Source organism: Photorhabdus australis DSM 17609 (assembly GCF_000711895.1).
Classification (GTDB): Bacteria; Pseudomonadota; Gammaproteobacteria; order Enterobacterales; family Enterobacteriaceae; genus Photorhabdus; species Photorhabdus australis.
Genome location: NZ_JONO01000024.1, coordinates 17,620 through 37,182 on the forward strand (window position 1 = coordinate 17,620; position 19,563 = coordinate 37,182).

22 protein-coding genes and 5 pseudogenes are annotated in these 19,563 nt (G+C 45.3%); 2 read left to right on the plus strand and 25 right to left on the minus strand.

Annotated features, from left to right (window positions below; translation table 11 throughout):
* Nucleotides 1–93: 93 nt before the first annotated feature.
* The 20 genes and pseudogenes from BO26_RS07955 to BO26_RS08040 all read right to left on the minus strand — a co-directional run bounded on the left by BO26_RS07955 (nucleotide 94) and on the right by BO26_RS08040 (nucleotide 13,500).
* Nucleotides 94–786 carry a Gp138 family membrane-puncturing spike protein gene (locus tag BO26_RS07955; protein WP_036770753.1) on the minus strand — a complete coding sequence of 231 codons (693 nt, stop codon included), beginning with the start codon at nucleotides 784–786 and terminating at the stop codon, nucleotides 94–96.
* Complete coding sequence (locus tag BO26_RS07960) at nucleotides 746–1,642, minus strand: baseplate hub protein (protein WP_036770755.1); 897 nt, start codon at nucleotides 1,640–1,642, stop codon at nucleotides 746–748. The genes BO26_RS07955 and BO26_RS07960 overlap by 41 nt, the downstream gene beginning before the upstream one ends.
* Nucleotides 1,639–1,944 carry a phage baseplate plug family protein gene (locus BO26_RS07965; protein ID WP_036770756.1) on the minus strand — a complete coding sequence of 102 codons (306 nt, stop codon included), beginning with the start codon at nucleotides 1,942–1,944 and terminating at the stop codon, nucleotides 1,639–1,641. Before BO26_RS07965 ends, BO26_RS07960 begins: the two co-directional genes overlap by 4 nt.
* Nucleotides 1,941–2,762, minus strand: a complete 822-nt coding sequence (locus BO26_RS07970) for a phage baseplate protein (RefSeq protein WP_036770757.1) — start codon at nucleotides 2,760–2,762, stop codon at nucleotides 1,941–1,943. The genes BO26_RS07965 and BO26_RS07970 overlap by 4 nt, the downstream gene beginning before the upstream one ends.
* Entirely contained in the window at nucleotides 2,762–2,968 is a 207-nt protein-coding gene (locus BO26_RS23945) for a hypothetical protein (RefSeq protein ID WP_477707015.1), read from the minus strand. Before BO26_RS23945 ends, BO26_RS07970 begins: the two co-directional genes overlap by 1 nt.
* Entirely contained in the window at nucleotides 2,917–4,878 is a 1,962-nt protein-coding gene (locus BO26_RS07975; protein WP_051690909.1) for a lytic transglycosylase domain-containing protein, read from the minus strand. Before BO26_RS07975 ends, BO26_RS23945 begins: the two co-directional genes overlap by 52 nt.
* Nucleotides 4,879–5,086: 208 nt before the next feature.
* Complete coding sequence (locus BO26_RS07980; protein WP_036770758.1) at nucleotides 5,087–5,494, minus strand: hypothetical protein; 408 nt, start codon at nucleotides 5,492–5,494, stop codon at nucleotides 5,087–5,089.
* Nucleotides 5,494–5,931 carry a phage tail fiber protein gene (locus BO26_RS07985; protein WP_036770760.1) on the minus strand — a complete coding sequence of 146 codons (438 nt, stop codon included), beginning with the start codon at nucleotides 5,929–5,931 and terminating at the stop codon, nucleotides 5,494–5,496. The genes BO26_RS07980 and BO26_RS07985 overlap by 1 nt, the downstream gene beginning before the upstream one ends.
* Nucleotides 5,931–7,417: pseudogene (locus BO26_RS07990) on the minus strand (DUF3383 domain-containing protein). The gene BO26_RS07985 and the pseudogene BO26_RS07990 overlap by 1 nt, the downstream one beginning before the upstream one ends.
* Nucleotides 7,398–7,940 carry a phage neck terminator protein gene (locus BO26_RS07995; RefSeq protein WP_081861869.1) on the minus strand — a complete coding sequence of 181 codons (543 nt, stop codon included), beginning with the start codon at nucleotides 7,938–7,940 and terminating at the stop codon, nucleotides 7,398–7,400. Before BO26_RS07995 ends, BO26_RS07990 begins: the two are co-directional and overlap by 20 nt.
* The gene (locus tag BO26_RS08000) at nucleotides 7,940–8,311 is read right to left on the minus strand and encodes a hypothetical protein (protein ID WP_036770761.1); all 372 of its coding nucleotides are present in this window, start codon (nucleotides 8,309–8,311) and stop codon (nucleotides 7,940–7,942) included. Before BO26_RS08000 ends, BO26_RS07995 begins: the two co-directional genes overlap by 1 nt.
* Entirely contained in the window at nucleotides 8,308–8,766 is a 459-nt protein-coding gene (locus BO26_RS08005) for a hypothetical protein (RefSeq protein ID WP_051690910.1), read from the minus strand. Before BO26_RS08005 ends, BO26_RS08000 begins: the two co-directional genes overlap by 4 nt.
* Nucleotides 8,766–9,215, minus strand: a complete 450-nt coding sequence (locus BO26_RS08010) for a DUF4054 domain-containing protein (protein WP_036770762.1) — start codon at nucleotides 9,213–9,215, stop codon at nucleotides 8,766–8,768. The genes BO26_RS08005 and BO26_RS08010 overlap by 1 nt, the downstream gene beginning before the upstream one ends.
* 4 nt (nucleotides 9,216–9,219) lie before the next feature.
* Entirely contained in the window at nucleotides 9,220–9,546 is a 327-nt protein-coding gene (locus BO26_RS08015; RefSeq protein WP_036770763.1) for a hypothetical protein, read from the minus strand.
* Nucleotides 9,547–10,581, minus strand: coding sequence for a major capsid family protein (locus tag BO26_RS08020; RefSeq protein WP_036770764.1), 1,035 nt, complete (start codon nucleotides 10,579–10,581; stop codon nucleotides 9,547–9,549).
* Nucleotides 10,581–11,057, minus strand: coding sequence for a structural cement protein Gp24 (locus BO26_RS08025; protein WP_036770765.1), 477 nt, complete (start codon nucleotides 11,055–11,057; stop codon nucleotides 10,581–10,583). The genes BO26_RS08020 and BO26_RS08025 overlap by 1 nt, the downstream gene beginning before the upstream one ends.
* Nucleotides 11,058–11,059: 2 nt before the next feature.
* A complete protein-coding gene (locus BO26_RS24620) occupies nucleotides 11,060–11,641 on the minus strand; it encodes a hypothetical protein (RefSeq protein WP_420864693.1) in 582 nt (193 codons plus the stop codon).
* A 153-nt stretch (nucleotides 11,642–11,794) separates the two neighbouring features.
* A pseudogene (locus BO26_RS24625) lies at nucleotides 11,795–12,385 on the minus strand (DUF2213 domain-containing protein); the annotation flags it as partial.
* Nucleotides 12,386–12,402: 17 nt separating this feature from the next.
* Nucleotides 12,403–13,094 (minus strand): annotated as a pseudogene (locus tag BO26_RS08035) (phage head morphogenesis protein).
* An 85-nt stretch (nucleotides 13,095–13,179) separates the two neighbouring features.
* Complete coding sequence (locus BO26_RS08040; RefSeq protein ID WP_477707016.1) at nucleotides 13,180–13,500, minus strand: anti-CBASS protein Acb1 family protein; 321 nt, start codon at nucleotides 13,498–13,500, stop codon at nucleotides 13,180–13,182.
* Between BO26_RS08040 and BO26_RS08045 the strand changes: the two are divergent.
* Nucleotides 13,451–14,662 (plus strand): annotated as a pseudogene (locus tag BO26_RS08045) (integrase domain-containing protein). The gene BO26_RS08040 and the pseudogene BO26_RS08045 overlap by 50 nt on opposite strands.
* A gap of 325 nt (nucleotides 14,663–14,987) precedes the next feature.
* Nucleotides 14,988–15,614, plus strand: a pseudogene (locus BO26_RS08050) (inovirus Gp2 family protein).
* Nucleotides 15,615–15,657: 43 nt separating this feature from the next.
* Here the strand turns inward: BO26_RS08050 and BO26_RS08055 are convergent.
* The 5 genes from BO26_RS08055 to BO26_RS23970 form a co-directional block, all read right to left on the minus strand.
* Nucleotides 15,658–16,572 carry a hypothetical protein gene (locus tag BO26_RS08055; RefSeq protein WP_036770768.1) on the minus strand — a complete coding sequence of 305 codons (915 nt, stop codon included), beginning with the start codon at nucleotides 16,570–16,572 and terminating at the stop codon, nucleotides 15,658–15,660.
* 251 nt (nucleotides 16,573–16,823) lie between these two features.
* Nucleotides 16,824–18,569 carry a Qat anti-phage system QueC-like protein QatC gene (gene qatC / locus BO26_RS23960; protein WP_236637395.1) on the minus strand — a complete coding sequence of 582 codons (1,746 nt, stop codon included), beginning with the start codon at nucleotides 18,567–18,569 and terminating at the stop codon, nucleotides 16,824–16,826.
* Nucleotides 18,566–18,841 (minus strand): hypothetical protein, encoded by a 276-nt coding sequence (locus tag BO26_RS23765; RefSeq protein ID WP_236637396.1) that lies wholly within the window; start codon nucleotides 18,839–18,841, stop codon nucleotides 18,566–18,568. The genes qatC and BO26_RS23765 overlap by 4 nt, the downstream gene beginning before the upstream one ends.
* A 6-nt stretch (nucleotides 18,842–18,847) precedes the next feature.
* On the minus strand, nucleotides 18,848–19,375 hold the full coding sequence (locus BO26_RS23965; RefSeq protein ID WP_236637397.1) for a hypothetical protein: 528 nt from the start codon (nucleotides 19,373–19,375) through the stop codon (nucleotides 18,848–18,850).
* On the minus strand, nucleotides 19,375–19,533 hold the full coding sequence (locus BO26_RS23970) for a hypothetical protein (RefSeq protein ID WP_236637398.1): 159 nt from the start codon (nucleotides 19,531–19,533) through the stop codon (nucleotides 19,375–19,377). The genes BO26_RS23965 and BO26_RS23970 overlap by 1 nt, the downstream gene beginning before the upstream one ends.
* Nucleotides 19,534–19,563: the final 30 nt, after the last annotated feature.

A 19,563-nucleotide genomic window follows, 5' to 3' on the forward strand; every position in this document is an offset into this window, starting at 1 on the left:
GAAATGTCACTGTTTTTTGCCCCGGAGCTAAACACGCAGGCAAACAAAACTCCCGCGACAATAATATTTGATGTTAGATTTCTACACATATTTTTACTCTGGACTGTTGGTTTTTGAACCACCAGATTCTACACCACCATGCATATGTGATGAAAGTTTAATCCCATTTCCTGTAATTTCACCCTTCGCTGTTACGGTTCCACCAAATGTTGCATTTCCACCGTTACCACCACTACCTTGAATAACCGCACCATTTAATATAATAGATGGTGAGTTCATTGTGATTGAATTTGATGAAGTTATTTCCATTGTCGGAGCGACTACGTTAATTTTATTCGGTGAAACAATATTTATCTGATTATCTGCAAATTCAATATATTGTTGTGGCTCTGCGTTTAAAACACCCCCCAGATAAATTGCATCTGAATAATTGTGTGTTCTTTTTGAACCGGGCAATGCCGGTGCTTTTGTTGCTCTGACGCTGCTAATATCACGATCACAAATAACGATTAGTCCAATATCTCCCACAACCGGGTTCATAATGACAGCACTGTTACCACGCTGAAGGCGAAGTACTGGAACAGTATAGATTATTCCATTCTCGATTTTTCTCCCTGTTCCTGTCATATTATGTACCATCGGCTTTACATCTACGGTTTTCCCGTTCGATTTAATAATAAGGCCCAAAGTGATAAAAACATGCTGACTGAGAAATTGCCTCATAACAAAATCAAAAGCATTCGCTTCACTGTTTATGTCCGTTGGTTTTGTTGTCAGCTTCGCCATTGTTTTTATCCTCTGTTTTCACTGGAGTGCCACTAAAAGATGTATGCCACTGACCACCATCAAGCCAGGAGGTAAGATAGTGTTCCGCCCCTGTTATCAGATAAGTGCCGCTAGCGTTCGGCAAAGAGGTTTCTATTTGTATCTTACGACCTAAAATAATTTCATTACTGAAAAGAGTAGTTGCTGTTATTCCCACGCTAGTAAATATGGGATAGCCAATTAGCCCATATTCTGGAGACGTAAACAGCAGTTTTTCAACTTTCGGTTGACCATGAGGCCAAATGGCCACTTTATCAATCCCAAAGTCAGTGTCTATATCTAGCGCATTTGCCGCCTGTTGGATTTGATTAACAACGTTTCCTGTATAATGAGGATTTGAGATAACACCTGTGGCACCATAATTTTCAACCGTTAGATCCGCTTTTTTAGCCATTGCAGTAATAATATCGACAATATCCACATCTCCCGATGCAGTGAACGGTTCAACTTCCTTTGCTCTTAGGCCAAACATCATGCTGGCTGTTATCGTTAAGGGGGTATCAGGTAACTGATTAAAATCGGCATAGGCGTCACTAATAAAACCCTCAAATATGGCATGACTATCCACCCATACACGCATTAAGTTGAATTTCTCACTACCAATCCAGATCCCGCGATAGCTCAACGTTGCCATTTGGCTGGTTGTTAAACCCCAGATTTGTAATGTTATTTGTGTCCCTGATATGCCGCCCCACGCCGCCATGTTGACATAAGCGCGTGCATTTTCGATAGTCAGTATATTGTTACCGCTATCATCAAATGTCTTGCCGTCAACTAGCTGAAATTCAACTTTGATATTGTGTTGTTTGTACGTCACTGAGTCACCTCTCCTGGAAAAAGGTAATATAATTTGTAGCGTTGCCCTAGCTCCTCCCAATGGGGATCAGATAAACCATCCAGATCAGCAAAAAACAGTTCACCCTGGAACCGTAAATAACTGTAACGGACAATTTTATTGCAGTTGAGGCACACAACTCCCTGTAGCACAGGTTTATCATTGACGGTTAAATCCATATATAAACCTGTGCCACGTTGATTGAGGCGTATCATGCATGACTGCTCATTCAAGGTCACAGTGAACTCCTGAGCCTTAACCGCCCTGATCGCTATTTCAATCACGTTAATTTCCTCGATAATTCCTCTACTGCATCATTAAGATGGTTGGTGGCACTCAATACAGAATCATTTAATGGACCGGTAATCGTCTCTGTTGCACGCTTGAAACTGGATGAAACTTTATCAGCAACTTGCGTTGCAGCACTGGAAACGGATTTTTTCAATCCGGTCAGGGCCTTTTTGACATCAGATAATGTGGCGTGTTTTGTTGAACCTGTTGATTGTTCGGTATTTTTGCTTGGGCCTTTCGCTGTCTCATTCTTTGTTGTATTCGACTTGTCAGCAACATCGCTACTCATTTTCACTTCGGCAATGTCTTGTACAGCCTGGAAAACTGCGGTCACAATCAGTAAGGTAACACCGTTATCCTGCCTTATTCGAAAATCGTACTTAATCAAATCATAACTTGTGTACGTAGTATCCGGTGTTTCAATGTCGTAAATTTCAGCACTGGATACCATCTTATCTAACGCTTCAAGAACATCAGAACGGGAAGTCAGGGTGAGGTTTGTTAAGTTAGGCACGGAACCAGAAAAACCGGTCCACCCCTCAAACGAAAATGTCACATGAACTTCACCGGGCCGCTGCACTTTGTTGTACGATGTGTAGCCGCTTTTTTCTATCGGCGCCGTAGTGATTGACGCCTCTCGTGTGACTTCTATCGCAATGAACGAGGTGGGCGTAAACGGCTTATCACCAACTCTCTGCCCGGATGCATAATAAATACCATATCCAGGAGATATCATACTATTAACAGCAGATAGCAGGTTGCCGCTACGGAACGCACTAAGTACCGTTGTTTGATTGAGAGAAAATGCCATTATCCGGTTACCCCCGTTGAATAGCTTGTTGCCAGCGTTGATCCGCCTATTTTCTGCCGGGCATCGTCAACCACGCCTTTTACGTTTTTAGCGTTAGAGCTGACTTGAATAGTTCCGATGTGATAACTCTCAGAAACAGAGGAGGTGCGGTTGTTTACCGTATTCGAATAACGCTGAGCGGCCACATGAGCCCCCAGTTGTGGCATATTCGCCAATACTTTGGGATATAATCGCGGGTTTCTTTTGGCGCAGCGCCCAATCCTTTCCGCATGACATTTCTCTGTCCCCAGTTATAAGCCGCCAGTGCTTTACTCAAATCTCCGTCAAACATTCTCATTAGCTGAGATAAATATTTTGCCGCGGCTTCCGAAGATTTTACCGGATCAAAAACATCATCATCCATTAACCCAAAATGTTTGGCTGTACCTAGCATAAACTGGAATAAGCCTTTGGCACCTGCTTTAGACACAGCATACTGATTGCCTCCCGATTCCGTCATGGCAACACTACGTAACAACCCCACCGGTAACCCGAACTGCTGCTCAAGTTGTGCTAATTTTGGTGATAGCCAACCCAGTAATTTCATGCCGGTAGTGTTCGGTGACATTTCAGCGGCTACAACTTGAGGAACGAGCGAATCAATCAGTTTATTAATTGAATCGGTCAGCTTATCTAACGCAGTTTTTAACCAATTATTGCTGTATTCCAACCACTGCTGTCGTTCATCCTCGGCCCGAATAATACGGTCGTTTTCACTGCGTTTTTCTTCCTCTTTGACCTTCTTGATTACGGTCGTATCTGGCTGAGAGACTTTACCATCCAGTTTTGCCTGATAGGCTTCATGCTTTTTTTTACTAAAAAAGGGTGTCCAGTCGCTTGCCAGATACAATCCATATGAATCCAGTATATTCTTTGTCTCTTGCCCAACAATCGAAGTCGAGACTGACTCCACAGGATCATATAACGCATACCCGATAGCACCGTATATCCCGGCTTTCCCTATAGCCCCTTTGCCTGACAATCCGCCGCTACCTTTCCCCATTTTCAGCATGGACGAAACTATGCGATAAATTCCCCATAACCACCCCGCAAACTTCAACCCGATCAGACCAATGATGACATTACCCCAACCGCCTATCGCATCCGCGGCCTGATTAGCGACTGAAATAATAAAACTCATCTTATCGAGAAAACCACTGACCGCTTTTTTAATCTCTTCTGGGTGCTTATTCATCCAATCAGCTAAATTTTTTAGCCAGATATTGAAATCATTGATATATGGTAAAAGGGCATTAAACAGAATGTAGCCTGTTTTCTCAAAACTCTGGCTTATCTCTGTCCACTGTTCACGAAAACGACGCGCGACGGCAACAGATTTATCATCCGCACCCGAACTGGCTGTAAATTTATCCACATCTTTGAGTGCGTGACCGGATGAGAACCACTGTTGCGCGGCGTACCCGAACCCAAGCTCACCACCGTAAGCTTGCTGTTGATCTTTATTAAGCCTGGGAAAAACACCAGTCAGCTTACGAATGATGGATTCGGTGCTTTCTGAGGCAATATCAATATCCACACCCGCTTGTGATGCCGTTTTTAACAGCGTCTCAAGAGCCGGATCAAGCGCAACACCTGATTTTAGCCGGGCTTTAGCATCATTAATGCGTGAAAATGCCCCCACAATCTCATTTGCACTGACCCCGAATGCTTGACCTGCTTTTGTCCAGCCATCAAGCGCTCTAGCCGACATGCCGAACGCATTAGCAGCAGTACTTAACTGATTGAGATTACCGGTAAAGCTGGTTACAAAACTTTTCAGTCCACCGAGTGAGACCGTGACACCCGCCAAAGCCAAGATCTGACTCTTTATGCTGGAAAAAAAAGAGGAAGCTTTCTTTCCTGCCGCCTCCATTTCTTTTGCCACTTTTTCGGTTTTCTTACCGGTTTTGTCTAATGATTTTCTGGTTTTATTTTCGCCATCATTAAACGAATCAACCAGTTTTTGCATAACCTGAGTCAGTCCACCGATCCCGGCAATCACCGCGGTTTCACCTGCACTAAATTCAGCCGCGTCCAGTCCCAGCGTTATAACAAGTTCATCTATAATGTTTGCCATCAGTTTTTACCCTGCTGTAAAACGTAAGCATTGTGATTATCGACCTGAATAATCTCTATTAATTGCCAAAGGTCCTCCACTCCATAAACTGTATCCAGTTCATAGAGCGTTGCTTTTCCTGATGAGATAACGGTCGCTATTGTACCTGGGACATTTGTATAACTGATGATACCGAATGGCTTTGCGATGCTGGAATAGCGCGGCGGGATTACGATTGGTCGGCGGTTTTGAAAAAATCCACGTGTAACTTAAGCACCTCTGCACGTAATTTCAGCCGGGTAACAATTTCTTCAATGTCACTGTCGATCAGTTCGCGTTTGATTTTTTTATCTGCCGGATTCGGAACCATCTGCACACAACCCATCAGTTCATCAAGTAGTGGCCTGGCTTCATCAGGAGCAATGCGAGAAATTGCTTTCAATCCAACCACCGCTAATGCAGCCATGCCCAAATCCCGAAAATTATTAGGGATATCCAACCCCTCTCTCCCCATTGCCATCAACGCACGAATAGCCCACCATTCAGCCTGCGAAGCGGGCATTTCCTGAATGTAAAAAAGCTTTCCTTTGTCGCGATTATCATCATTCATAGTGATGAAGGTTTCTTTACGTGCCATTAGCTATATGCCTCACCTGTTATTGATTCCCACTCAATGACGGCCTGCGCCGCTTGTAAAACCTTTCCTGCGTCCGGCATGGTTTTCCATTGCTTCAGAACGCCGTTCACTAATGTATATTTACGCCCGATAGCCGGAAGAATAACCGTCGCATTACATCTGAACACAGCGACACTAGTACGTGATGTCGTCGCCCAGGTATCAAAAATGGTGCGACTTTCCGAATCAGGCATAATATGAATCGTCTGATTGATATTGCCGTAGATAAAACCCGCTGACAGTTTACCGTCCGCCCCACGCACAGTTTCAGCCAAATCTAACGCCTCAGTTTCGAAAATGTTGTCTGCGGCAAATCCCTGTAATTGCACACCAGACGGATACAAATTAGTGACTGTCAGGGTAATGACTGCATCAGCAGAAGTGATTGTGTCTGACATTATTGAACCTCCGTAGATGCCATTTCGAATTTCTGAATACTGCCTCCGTCGCAATACCACAGTGTACAGCTTGGGCTGGTGCGATTTGCACGCATAGAGGCAGACATTTTCCCAATAGACAAGTAATAACCCTTCGCGATTATTGACGTTGAAACATCAGATCCCACGGCGTTAATAATTTCCAGCTTTTGTGCAGCCGATAATGTTACGCCTGATCGGATACCGCCCCACAACTTAAACCGCTGGATAACATCACTCATTGAGGCTTCTACCAGCGCACGGCCGGCCGTGTTATAAGGAACAGTCTTATTGGATTTGAACAAGGCAATAACCGCGCCTTGCAAGTTCGCATTCAGCCAGATTTGACCACAGAAGGAATCTAACCACTTAAAATCACCGGTTATTGTGCCATCAGCCCAATAATTTTCGGTGATGTTATTGGCGGCATAATTGCCATAGAAGTTATATCCATTAGCAATCAGTGCATCATAAACATCAGAATCGATCACATCAGGACTGAGGCCGTTCAATTCTCTGAATTTAAACGGAACACGCCCCTCCGTTCGCTCAAAATCCAGCACCGCCGCATAACCCAATACTGCTGCCGGTTTCATATTATCAGAGCAGAAAACAGGAACGACACTACCGTAGCTATTAATGCCGATAATTTTATGGGCGATAGTTTCCAGGCTGCCTTTTACTTTTGCCGTGCCGCTTGTTGTCCAGGCAACATAGAAATAGCGATATGCCTGACTACTAGCCCACGCTGATAATGCAAGATGCTGTTCATCTGTACATTCAAATACCGTCGTAAAACCTGCCCATTGCTGAGACTGCGTTTTAATCACAGCGAATAGATCAGGAACCGCCGACACTGTAGCCCCCTGAGAAACCGTTGCCCCTAGTGCGCCAGTGAACTTAAGAGCCTCGGCCCCATCACCAGTACCATAGGTGATATTTGTATCTTCCGGTTTAATGCTGGCAGAGGCGACATTGATAATGAAAGCCTTACGGGTGGTATCGAACACAACCGTTACTGTCTTGCCAATCGCTGTTTCAATGCTCTTTGCTGCATCCGCAAAGGATTTAACCCCATCAAATTGATTGCGGCATTTATTGCTGTGCCATTGATATTGAATTTCAACGCACCAGATATTTTTTGCAGATCGGTAATAGCTACCCCATTAAAAGAACCTGAACGTAACCAGGCCGATACTGCCGCTCGATTAAATCGGGAAAACAGTAATTGGCCGGGTGTCTTTGTACAATTGTCGTACCCTGAAAAATAAATAGCCGCCATGCTATATTCTTCCGATGCACCGCCAAAGTATGCCGCCACATCCTCTTTAGTCGAGAACGACAACACCGCACCAACAGGTGCATATATATTATCTGTCAGTAATAACCCATTGAGATCAACAGCATTACCCGCTGCCGACAGCACCCCCGGATTAATTCTCACGTCTTTACTGATTGGAATTGCCATGAATAGACTCCACTGTTTTAGTGTCCAGCGTAATGCTGTCGAAAAATAGTTGTTCTGTTGTCACAATGGGGTTGATTTGAGCAGTAAATTCAAATGTCCAACGCGACTCATATTGCTGTTCACCATTAATCATCGTCGTCTGGATCGGATCGCTGGCATAGAGCGGTGTCATATCGATACCCGATCTCTTGAATAGCTCACTTGCATGTTCAGTACGCACCGTCGTTGCAATAATGTGAGCATCCTCATGAGCGAACTGACCGTAGCAGTCAATTTGACATGTCCAGCGTGTCGTCCGAGTGATTAGACTTTCCCCCATACCTGCTGCTATAGGTGTGTTATAAAGCTCTACACTTGTTGATAAACCCGTGCTGTTCAATGGTGTCATAACAATAAAATCGCCATCCGGCATCGGTGAGCGGTTTATCTGAGACAAAATAACGCTACGCTTAGGTATTAAGGCTATTAAAAAACCGCGTAATGCGGTTGTTATATCGTCTTGCGTTACACTTATCGTTGCCACTATTGTTCCCCACGCTGCAATGTAACAGCGAATTTGCACCAATCCGGCCACTCTTCCAAAATCTGCACTATCAACCACTCTTCACCATTAATCATCAGCAGATCGCCACCTTGCTGCCTGGGGCGGTTGACGGCATTAAAATTGCCATTCACATAAGCCGCTTTGAGTATGCCCTGAATATTCAAACCGTTTGTATGTTGTAGATCAGTAAAAGTCAGTGGCTGAATTTGTGCAGTAACGGGTGTTGTGATGTATTTCGGAATTTGCTTGCCACTGGGTGCAATATCATAGCCCGCACTTACCCGTATCTCTCCAGGCGAATGAGGATTAACAATCCCGACAGCACCAGATACAATATTATGCAGGTTCATTCGTTCCCCTCATCAACCACATAATCAACACCGTTCAGCATGTGTTTGGTGTCACGTAACGGGGCGTCAAATCCCTTTTTAGCTATAGTTGATTCCGCATTGCCTGGTGAAGTGAAAGAACGAATAGATTGTTGAATTTGCCCCTTGATAACTTCCCCGGTCATCCGTAACGCTGCATCCCCATTCATATCGTTAGCACTCAGGCCCTGTGCAAGCACATCACCCCATTCATTAGCATGTTCGTTGATAGTGTTACGAAAAAACGGACGGGGCGGTTTATTACGCCTCGGATCGCCAATCTCGTTACTGATTGCCACCATTGCTACCGAAGTGCTATCGGGATAAGTCGCGTCTTTGAAAAAACCAGCCCGCAATTTTTTGCCTTCACCCACTTTTTTAGCTAATTGCTTTAAGTAGCGTTTTGCTGCATCACCACCCTTGATACTGCTCGACATTAGCGCCTCCATTGAGTCCGTGGATAGTAATATGACGGATAGTGAGAGGGAGAGCTGCCGGGGATGTAACGCATAGTTCTATATTGTGCTGTTGTCTGCCAGTACATAGCCCCGTATTTTGTCTGCAAGAACCAAGCAGCACGTTCACTGACAGCTCCCATATCAGCCGAAACGGAAACAGATCCCTCGCTTGCGCTGCTAACTCGCCCCACGAGCGGATTGGCCGCTGTTCCGCTAACAGATAAACGATTAAGTTCGGCAATATGAGCAACAAGCATATTCAACAACAGTATTCGTTGTTCAAGATCACTAACTGGGCTTTGGGCCGTATTGTTAAGATAGAGTGTTGCTTCAATAAAATAGGTATCCAGCAGGACATCACTGACAGAAGAAAACTCCGGGTAACGAGTGCGAAATTTCACGACATCAAAAACGACAACAAAGCCCATTAGCTTAATCCTCTTCTTTTCGTTGCTCGATATTCTTACCCGGTTTTTGGGGATTGATAGGCTCTAACCCGTTCTTTAACCCGGCTTTTTCCTCAGCTTCCGTCCGAGCCTCTTTGAGTTTTTCCTGGGCAAAAATAAGCCCATTTTTGACTAATTCCGTATCTGCATAGAGCTCCAGATATTTGTCAAAAAACGCTTTATCAACATCATATGTCAGCCCATAACCACCAATAATTGTTGATGAATTTATCCCGTTTAGCGTCACGCTATTCCCATCAATTTCAATCGTTAACCCGTGAGGCAATTTACACCCCACAATGACTGTCACCATTTAAACCCCCAACATTTGTGCAATAGCGTGTGGATAACGAATAATCGCACCCCACGTACCGGCTGATTTCTTTTGTTTAAAACTGGATGAGCTCACAACAACCGCGTGTGCCCGCATTTTTTCAGTAAATGAGGCATAAGCCGTTTTTTCACCATCAAGCGTATCGGCAATCAATTGAACCAGTTCCCCCGCTTCCGTACTGTATTCAACCACCGTTTCAATCGTCAGATTCGGAAAATTCTTTTTCAATTGTTCGGTAACATTAACGTTGTACTGGTTAGTTTTTGTCAGATTGACTTCCGCTGTTGGCGACATGCAAAGTTTCAATGGCTCTGTTCGTTCCACCAACCCTTCTGTTTGTTTTGTAAGCTGTTTAAATAGGCGTTGGGAAATATCGTCATAAATTGCCTGCCCGTCTTTGGTTTCCCACGTCGTACCATTGGATTTTCCGTTTGCAGCCGGTACCACCGGTGCGCTTAATCCCGGATCATTCAACAGTCCATAGTTTTTAAGCCCCGCAATACCATAGAAATAAGACTTGTTCATAAACTTGTTTAGGGTTAATGCGCTTGCGGTGTTAAGTTGCGCTGCTCGATTGATACGGGCCGTACCGTACATATCCAGCTCACGCTCCCCCCAGACAGTAAATGTTTGGAAATGATAGCTCTGGCGTTCCACCCAATTCACGTTAGCATCTGATATGCCGTTATTGCTGTGATCACCGTATGAGCTCACTTCACCCGTTGATTCTTCAACCGGGAACTGGGTTGTCAGCGTTGTCCAGTCACCTTTTTTATTTTCACCGATAATTTCAGCCGCTCTCATCGGCGTGACCAACACACGAACCAACTCAGGATCGAGATAGTTAGTCAGATACGCAGGAACACCGGCGTTACTCACGGTCACCATAGCTGGCTGTGCATCCATAGCTAACGTATAGTTACGAACATATTGGGGATTTAAGTAATCGACGGCCTGTGGTACTACAATGCCGTATTCCCCTTCAATATATTGAAAATCTGTGTGTCGTTTCATTAGCTCCAGGTCCCCATTTTGACTAATTCACCCGAACCAGCAGCAGTACCGGCAACGAATTTAGTTTCGATAAAATCAGTGATAGTTTTTCCCGCTGCAGCGGCCTGCACCTCACCCGTTTTTAAGGATGCGTAAATCTTATCCCCAACTTTTGCTGGAGTGCTTGTTCGTACCGTAAAATCACCCGCAGTAAATAAAGTGACTTCACGTCCGGGTTGGATCAGCATGGATGCTTCTCCCAACCAAAGAGTGATAGACGCTTGTCCGTCACGCCCCACAAAACCAGACGGGGCACCCACCCCCTTGTTCGAAACGACACCATCAATCACCCAGGCAAAACGCCCAACAGTTACTCCATCGTTACCCGCAATCAGCGTGCCATCCCCTGCTAACAAAGTGGCGTTAGGGTTAGTGCTGGCAAATGCTCCCTCAATGCCGGGGGCTGGATAGTGATTAATTTTGTTCGGAAAACCTATAGTTAGACCCTCACTAATTTAGATGCGGTGGGAAAACGTTTTTCAAAAGAATCTATAGCAGCAGAATCCATTGCTAGGCGGGCTTTAGGTTTTGCTGACTCTGCTATGCCGATCTGCATTTTCACTAAAGAGCGATAAGCGGACGGATGAACACCGGTTGTATCAACACCCACCTCATCAAGCGCAACCTTGTAAATTTCGTCAGCAGAATCCATTGCTACTACATCACCGATGAGGGGTTTAACCTCAGCCTCAGCAATGCGAATAGCATTAATGCGATTCACTGTGTCTTTTTCTGCCTTTCGAGTAGCTGCACGAATAGCAGCATCCATTGCGGGCTTACTGACGCTATCCTCTTCCTTTGGTTCTGGTTTATTATCGGGATCATCGTCTTGCGCGGGAGTGCCTGAAATTAACGCCCGGATTTTTTCCAGGTCTTCCTCTGGCAATTTACCCGCCAGCAATTCAAGCACTTGCGCACAGATATCATCGTCCTGCGCGGGTAACTCCGCAGGCTCCTGTGTCTCCGCATCATCAGCAACAGCTTCAATGATTGAGGCAAGCTCCGCTGAGTCGATTTCCATATCCTGAGCCAGAAGGGTACCGAATTTGTTTTTCGCCGCTTCCGCTATACTTTTCGCGCTACCACCCGCTTTCAGTAATGAGGCAATTTCTTTTGGTGCAGCATCTTATGCTAATTTCGGCTGCAAGTATGCCCCCAGCGCCGCACGTACAGCGACAGCCACCATTTTTTTATTTAACTTCATGTGTTTTAACTCCAGAGGGAGGGAATCGCAGACAACAACATCTGCACCGACTCGCCCTTCTTCAACAAGAGCGACATGGTTCCCGACGATATCGCGCATAACGCCATCATGATGAATGCCGTCATACGTGCCGGGGGTCATATCAGCGACGTAGTGATACGCCGCTGACAATTCTTTTTGTTCATCCGATTCAATACCCGCTATGGATTCAACATCCCAAATTGCTAGGCTGTTTTTCAGGTATGTACCATCGAACATGGAATCTGATCCCGTTGTACCGACAATCAATTCTGTTGAAGGTTTAGCCGCCGTGACGGGAATGTGTTTTTTCAATAACGGCAGGTTATTGAAGGTTGCAGCCCCCTTCTTTAATTCACCAGGGTCACGCAACAGTTTGTACATACGATTAGGATCAAGCCCTAACCTTTGCCAGTTCGGGATTTCTCTTCCGTAATACGATGATACCGTCGCCTTAGAGATAGGACTTTCAGCAACATGCAAACGCCCGTCTCTGTCGTATGAGCGTACAGAAGCCCGATCTAACGCCAGACCGTGATTCATAATATTTCTCGGATTAATTAGTTGCTTAGTTTAGGAATGACGACCTGCCAACCACACCCGCAATTGATTTCTTCACCAGGCATGATCCATTTTCCGTCAATATAAAGCCCTTTTGATAAATCGAACTCTTTACCATCCGCTTTCAAGTGTGATTGACGAAATTTTTTTGCTGCATGACTGTGCCGCCAAATGCCCGTCTTAAAACCGATTGAGCGCTGCCGGGCAGATTGCATAACAGAAGTCGCTTTGTTGTTCTGGTCACGAGCAATCAGGGCTGCTCGGCGCTTAGTAATGTCGTAACGCTCTTGCAAGGCTTTTGTCAACGTTCCAAGATCACGCCCCCTTGCTACTGATTGCATCACTAGCGTTTCAACTTGGGATAAATATTGCCGTGGAATACTTTTATCAACCCAACATTCTCACCAATGACCGTCTGTAGCGCGTTATTCATTTCTGTCGTCATCGTGAACGGTATCGAAATATGTGCCGCATCTAACGCATGATTTAACGACGCATCCATGTTATCCATTGATAAAGCCGCGAATTTTTTCGCCAGCTTGTCAGCTAAAGCATCAAACTGCTTTAGCCAACGCCGGGTTAATTTTCGCATTGCTGAACGCATCAACATCTCCGGGCTAACATCCATTGCCATTGCTGCACCGCCGTTCTTATAGTTGGCGGATACCCAGTAAATCACTGAGTTATTCATCTCATCCACCAGCTTATATAACTGCTTGCTGTACCACACACGAACACCGGCATTAGGTTTAATTTGTCGGAGTGTTTGAAGGGGATCAGATGATGTTTTCCGTGTTGTCCTCTTCTTCGATGTCGTCTTCTTTGTCGATTTCATCATTGATTTCCAGAGAGTGATACGGGCTGTTTTCATCGTTGGCTAGACGTTCGCGGGCTTCATCTGTGCTAATCACATTTGCAGCAATTAATACTGAATCAGTATCTGCATCGGTCTTACGTATGCTGGCTTTTTGTTCATCATTCATTTGATACAACGGTTCGAATGTAAAGCTAATATCAGGATCAATTTCGCCAAATTCGGATAATTGAATAATATCAATCATTCGTGCCAATTCCGTTAAAGAAATCGAATCCGCCAAACCCAGGGAAGCGTACTACGTTCTCTATGATGGCGATGGCCTTGAGCTACTGATCAAATCCAGCGGGAATAAAATCTGGCAGTTTCGCTACATTCGCCCTGTCACCAAGAAACGTGCGAAGAAGAGCATAGGCCCCTACCCGTCAGTTACCCTTGCCGATGCCAGAAACTATCGAGCAGAGTCTCGTTCCCTCCTGGCGAAACAAATCGATCCTCAGTAGCATCAGCAAGAACAACTGCGCAGTTCGCTTGAAGCTAAAACCAATACTTTCCAGCTCGTGGCTGAACGCTGGTGGAATGTGAAGAAAGCCAGCATCACAGAGGACTACGCAGAAGATATCTGGCGCTCTCTTGAGAGAGACGTCTTTCCCGCGATTGGTGATATCAGCGTAACAGATATTAAAGCTCATACACTGGTTCAGGCCGTCCAACCGGTTCAGGCCAGAGGAGCACTGGAAACAGTTCGTCGCCTTTGCCAACGTATCAATGAAGTCATGATATATGCCCAAAACACAGGCCTGATTGATGCGGTGCCCAGTGTCAACATTGGCAAGGCCTTCGAAAAGCCGCAGAAGAAGAACATGCCAAGTATTCGCCCGGATCAGTTGCCTCAGTTGATGCAAACGATGCGAACGGCCAACATTAGTCAGTCAACACGATGTTTGTTCATGTGGCAGCTTCTTACAGTCACTCGCCCTGCCGAAGCGGCTGAAGCTCGTCGGGAAGAGGTAGACATGGTAGCGCGAGAGTGGAAGATTCCTGCTGCACGGATGAAAATGAATCGTGACCATACTGTTCCATTGTCAGATGAAGCAATGGCTGTTCTGGAGATGATGAAGCCGTTAAGCGGCAACCGAGAATTTATCTTTCCCAGCCGTATCAAACCCAACCAGCCAATGAATAGTCAGACCGTTAACGCATCTCTAAAACGCGCAGGTTTTGGTGGAGTGCTCGTTTCGCATGGGCTGAGATCAATTGCCAGTACGGCCCTTAATGAACAAGGCTTTCCGCCTGATTCATCACAAAGCTCATTTACGTTACTACTTCCTAAGATTCAAAATGAATGTAGAAGGATGAATCTGGCTGCTTTGAAGACAAGGAATATCACTACCCCCTTAGGAAGGAAAGAGGGTAGTAAATACCGCATAAAAATCGACAGTTAAACGTCACTGGAACAGCGGAATTATCGGTTAATTCAACAAGCTAATTGCAGAGTAATTTTCAAAGAGCCATCACAGCCTGGGGCTGACTTTATCTTAATTTTAGATGTTGGAAAGGTATTATAATGGCTATCTATTCTTAGTATGTCTAATAACCATCTAAGAATAGTGTTACTAATCAAGTAATCATCAGATCATTACTATATGGGGATAATGAGATCTGATGCCAGTATATACCTCTAACACTGTAAAAGTATAGCCCTACCTGTGTGGCAATAACCATTGGGTCTGGCAAATACCGTAGGACTAAACACATAGGAATAATAAGATGAAAACTTATGAAGGATCACATGGTGAACACGTTCTGGAATATTGGGTAAAGATTAATAGATTACTATGTCGCTTGACTGAGCGTTATCCCAGGCTAACGGCTGTACGTGTAGATCTCCACTATCCAAAAATAGTTGATAACGGTGACAATATCTGTTGCTTCCCTAATCTGGAGTCTGGGGTCATTTCCAGGATGCGTGAATCCCTCGGGGCCAAGCTGGAAGCTGGCCATATTCGTAAGAAACGTGAAGGTAAACGTATATACTGCTGACCTTTGTTTATCATCTGGGCGAAGGAGTATTCTAAATCAGGGAAGTGCCATTACCACATTTGCCTGCTTTTCAACAAAGACGCGTACTACCACCTTGGGGACTACGAGCAGGAAGACAACCTGAGAGGGATGATTACAGGTGCTTGGTATAGCGCCTTAAAGCTCCAGCGAGACGATTGCCCAGAACTGGTGACATTCCCTGATAACTGTCGCTACGTACTGGCTAACGAAGCCCCTGACTTTGAGGATCAGTTCCAAGTGTTGCTAACCCGGCTGGACTACCTGACCAAAGTTGAGTCTAAAGTGTTTGGTGAAGGGGATCGTAACTTCGGCTGTAGCCAAATCGATCTGTGATTTGTCCGTGGCCTTCCCATCTGAGGGAAGGCTCTTTTTCACGTTAGGGGTAAGTGATATGCCCGACAATTGTGCAGATTAGTCGATAATCGCTAACATAGAAGATTTCCGGGTTTTCTGCGTTTTGCTCACCGATAAAGAAGACCCAGGCTTTGTCTCTTAATCCTTTGCCTTTAGATTCTTTTGCCTCTGTCCGGGCGGCTTCGAGCTCTTTACGAACCACGGTACGTTTAGCTTTTGACCAACCAGCCCATTCGATGTGGATCTGATAGCTTCTAGTGGGCTTTAGCTTGCCTGACTCATCCTTTCCCCACTCGCCAGATAACGGAATAATAAGTTTTTCATCATTTTCAGAAAATTTATTCCAGAGTAGTTCAGCATAAAAGATCTTCGGCTCCGGGTAGGGCTGAACTTCTTTCTGGAGCTTTTTAAACACCGTCATGTAAATTTGACCACTGATACCAGGAATGTTTAACGACATCCCCCTGTCATGCGGGAAGCGAATGAAGGCACGGCAAATTGGCCGAATTGTTTGAGACGGACGGCGGGATTGTTTAGTAGGAGTATTTCCTTCACTGAATTTTGTTGATACAGATCGTTTTGAATCAGCCCTGTTTTCACCATTGACAGCGTCGGGGTCGACCATAGGACGTTGTTCTACAAGTTTTAACCCTGAAGGAGATAATCCAGGAGCACTATCCAGTATGTGCCTGACACTCTTTCTCCGCCCTTGTCCAACGACAGTTGTTTCAGCGTCAGCATCACATTTAGGAAGATGCTCAATTCCCCGTTTCTTTTTAAAATAAGCTCTAACCTTCTTATCTTTCTCCCATGCGGCTGGTTGCATGGTTATACCACAAGCCCAGCAGACGTAGCCCTCAATATCCACGCTATCAAGCAACCAAAGATCCTCAGCCTCAACAATCTCTCCAGTGCGTTTATCGCGAGCAGATTCCATCACACTCTCCTTTTGTAGAATAAAAATCCAGCATACTTAGTTTTGGCGATCAAATGCGCACAATGATGATGCACCAGAAAACTCGTCGGTGATATCTCTCTCGCTGCCAGTTCCCCCTAAAGGTTATGAGGTTCCTTTGCTTGAGTAAGTAGCGGTTGCTCGCTATGTCTACAAACGGCATACGCATTGAGACTTACACCATCCGACTCGGAGATGTCTGTTAAACCCGTGGTGATTCAATACCGTTTCGTTTAGAAGTTGAGAGCAATTCGATTGTCCCCCATCTGCCCAAGCAACATTTTCGTATTGCTTAACAATTGTAGCTTTACATCATTTTCAGGCATTGACCACGCCTCGCTCAGCAATCGAACTGTAATATTGAAATCCCATGGCATCACAGTTCGATTGTCAAATTGAGCAAATGGTCCGTCGCTCTCTGGTACAACCCTGTGTTTAGGAAGCTTGGTTGCAAGAGCTTTCCCTGCGGCAGAGTTGAAAGCTGCTGGGCCAATACTGAACCAGCATCCTTGCGCTGAAGCATCCCTCAATTCCGTAGCAGTTCCAGTGAACCAATGTAGAATAGGGACTCCGTGAGAAGGAAAGGCTTTTAGGGTAGCCAGCACATCCGGAACAGCCTGTCTTGAGTGGATGCTAATTGCTCGTCCTCCCACATCTTGGCATTTCCTGACCACCTCGGAAAACACTCGAAGTTGCATCGCGTAACTGGAGGAATATCGTTTTGAACCATCCAATCCAACCTCACCTACAGCAGCTACGTTTTGAATCAACTCGAGAAGCATTTCCAATTCTTGAAAGCGATCAATGACAATTTCAGGATGAAGTCCAGGACTGATCAATACTGATTCATGTTTTTTTAAAACACGGCTTGTAGCTTGAAAAGCCTTTGGGCTCGTTGTAACTAACCAAGTGAAAACATTACGCTCAATCACACCAGCATAAACATCTCTAGCCTTATTCCAAGCAAGGAATGCGGCACGACGGATCAAGCATGGAACACAGCGTCCACAGTGCTGACGATTATAGGTTCGAAAACGGCCACAACTTGTAGAACCAGCAGCCCATTTTTGCAAGAGGTCCTGATCAAGGCAGTCCCGCATCATTTCGCCTTTAGTTTTAAAACGGTAAGGCAGCTCAAGCTGGACATGAATACCCAAAGTATCCAAGACTCTTTGCAACATATCAATAAACATAGGGTGCGTTGTTCGAGTACTCAAACTGGAAACACGCCCCGGAACCAAAGGAGGATTAATGGAGATCACCCCATTTTCGGGGATAAATATTGTAGGCTTCGGTAGGTTGATTTTCGTTGAAGCAAGCAATGCAAATGCATAAAAAGCTAATGAGCGACCACGTGTCGAAGGTTCGCGCGATCCTTTGAAGCTGATGCCATGACTCCATTGATAATGTGAACCATTTCCCATCAGCATGGTCGCATATGCCCTCTGTCGCTCCGAATCTTTATGTGCGAGCTGAGAAACAAATAGAGGTTTTCGGCCTTTAGCCACCAAATCAATCCCACCTATTAGACTATCTAGTCCACCTGATAATAAAGATACACAGTCGTTGTTGAGAAAAGCGCCATCTCCTTGAGGAGGTTCCATACCTGCATTATTGAAATTTAATAACCAATAATCACCAGTCAGAGCTTTTAGCATATCTTCAAGATCGGATTTCAACGGTAACCACTTATCTGGATTGCACAATCCAACCGTAAGCTGAATATTCCGAGTCCAGCCATCTGCACTCGTTCTTCTAGGGCTTGATAGATCCGCGCTACATACCGCGAGGCAAAATTGTACAAAATCCCAAATCTCTATTGAAGGGCGAAACCCACCCCGTTTTAATGCGCCATGCCATCGATTCGCAATTGTACCAACACCTGCACGCTTAGCGCCTTTGAAATAGGAGAATACTCGCTCATCAGCAGGAACCTGCGCTGGTATCAGTTCTGCTTTAACACACATAACTTTAATCATTCTGAAAATACCTGTAATGCAGAGAAGAGAATAGACTGAGCCAAGCTTTTTGGTTCCGTATTTTTTGTAGTTTGTTTTTCCAATACCACTCTAACCTCAGCACCGACCCACTCGCGAATATCAGAACGTCTTTCCTGAATTAATAAAGGATCATATTTTAATTTTTCATAAGTCTGTCCAAGCTGGAGATCTATTCGATTACAAATCTCATTCGCAATGGTCAACCCCATGACTTCAGCTATTTGCGCATCCGTGAGATTGAATATGTCCACGTCCGGCTAAAGTTCATAGAGTTGCGCCATAGCCTCCGCGCCAGCATTTCGGAGCGATTCATCATCCACGCTTCCTGTCTCAGGAATAACCTCTTTCAAAATTTCAAGAGTAAGATCCGTTGCCGAAAGATTCTCTTGCCGAACGTGAGTAAGCCAATCAATCACTCGCTGGTCGCTTCCATCCCTGACAGACGTCAGGAACTCACCAAGACTACCGACACCGCTGGCAACACCTCGCATAGTAGTGGCAGCTCGTCGCGCGCCTCCCATCCCTTTGGAGACCATGCTTTTTGTAGCGCCGCGTAAATTGTCGTGACTGCCATTTTGCAGATATCTACCAAGTAGCGAACGAGCAGGTCCAAATCGTCGTTCAGGTGCTATTGCACCATCAGGAATTACATTTCCACCATTCTCTTCCGTTGGTGAATCAGACGAATCTCCTCCACCTGTTGTAGAGTCACTTTCAGGTTTTAACCATTCCGGATCAAACGGTGAGCCTGCGCGGCCTCCCCCACTAGAGGTTGATGTTCCCATTAGCGCCCCCTCCTAAGGTTCGCAATTGCATTCCTAGTTACCTTTGGTAATTCGTTAAGATCTTTCCATCGTTCCAGAAGTTGCTGTGCCCATGGCTGAGCACCAAGAGTCGGGATTAAACCTGGGCCATCAGTCTGTGAAGGTCCTATTTTCTTCATAAGTTCCACCAAGGATTCATGACCATTAGT

What these genes read in the sequence shown, in the direction of transcription:
- BO26_RS07955 (WP_036770753.1), bottom strand. Translation starts at nt 786, where the DNA reads ATGGCGAAGCTGACAACAAAACCAACGGACATAAACAGTGAAGCGAAT.
- BO26_RS07970 (WP_036770757.1), bottom strand. Translation starts at nt 2,762, where the DNA reads ATGGCATTTTCTCTCAATCAAACAACGGTACTTAGTGCGTTCCGTAGC.
- BO26_RS23945 (WP_477707015.1), bottom strand. Translation starts at nt 2,968, where the DNA reads ATGCCACAACTGGGGGCTCATGTGGCCGCTCAGCGTTATTCGAATACG.
- BO26_RS07975 (WP_051690909.1), bottom strand. Translation starts at nt 4,878, where the DNA reads ATGGCAAACATTATAGATGAACTTGTTATAACGCTGGGACTGGACGCG.
- BO26_RS07980 (WP_036770758.1), bottom strand. Translation starts at nt 5,494, where the DNA reads ATGGCACGTAAAGAAACCTTCATCACTATGAATGATGATAATCGCGAC.
- BO26_RS07985 (WP_036770760.1), bottom strand. Translation starts at nt 5,931, where the DNA reads ATGTCAGACACAATCACTTCTGCTGATGCAGTCATTACCCTGACAGTC.
- BO26_RS08000 (WP_036770761.1), bottom strand. Translation starts at nt 8,311, where the DNA reads ATGAACCTGCATAATATTGTATCTGGTGCTGTCGGGATTGTTAATCCT.
- BO26_RS08005 (WP_051690910.1), bottom strand. Translation starts at nt 8,766, where the DNA reads ATGTCGAGCAGTATCAAGGGTGGTGATGCAGCAAAACGCTACTTAAAG.
- BO26_RS08010 (WP_036770762.1), bottom strand. Translation starts at nt 9,215, where the DNA reads ATGGGCTTTGTTGTCGTTTTTGATGTCGTGAAATTTCGCACTCGTTAC.
- BO26_RS08015 (WP_036770763.1), bottom strand. Translation starts at nt 9,546, where the DNA reads ATGGTGACAGTCATTGTGGGGTGTAAATTGCCTCACGGGTTAACGATT.
- BO26_RS08020 (WP_036770764.1), bottom strand. Translation starts at nt 10,581, where the DNA reads ATGAAACGACACACAGATTTTCAATATATTGAAGGGGAATACGGCATT.
- BO26_RS24620 (WP_420864693.1), bottom strand. Translation starts at nt 11,641, where the DNA reads ATGGAAATCGACTCAGCGGAGCTTGCCTCAATCATTGAAGCTGTTGCT.
- BO26_RS08055 (WP_036770768.1), bottom strand. Translation starts at nt 16,572, where the DNA reads ATGGAATCTGCTCGCGATAAACGCACTGGAGAGATTGTTGAGGCTGAG.
- qatC (WP_236637395.1), bottom strand. Translation starts at nt 18,569, where the DNA reads ATGATTAAAGTTATGTGTGTTAAAGCAGAACTGATACCAGCGCAGGTT.
- BO26_RS23965 (WP_236637397.1), bottom strand. Translation starts at nt 19,375, where the DNA reads ATGGGAACATCAACCTCTAGTGGGGGAGGCCGCGCAGGCTCACCGTTT.
- BO26_RS23970 (WP_236637398.1), bottom strand. Translation starts at nt 19,533, where the DNA reads ATGAAGAAAATAGGACCTTCACAGACTGATGGCCCAGGTTTAATCCCG.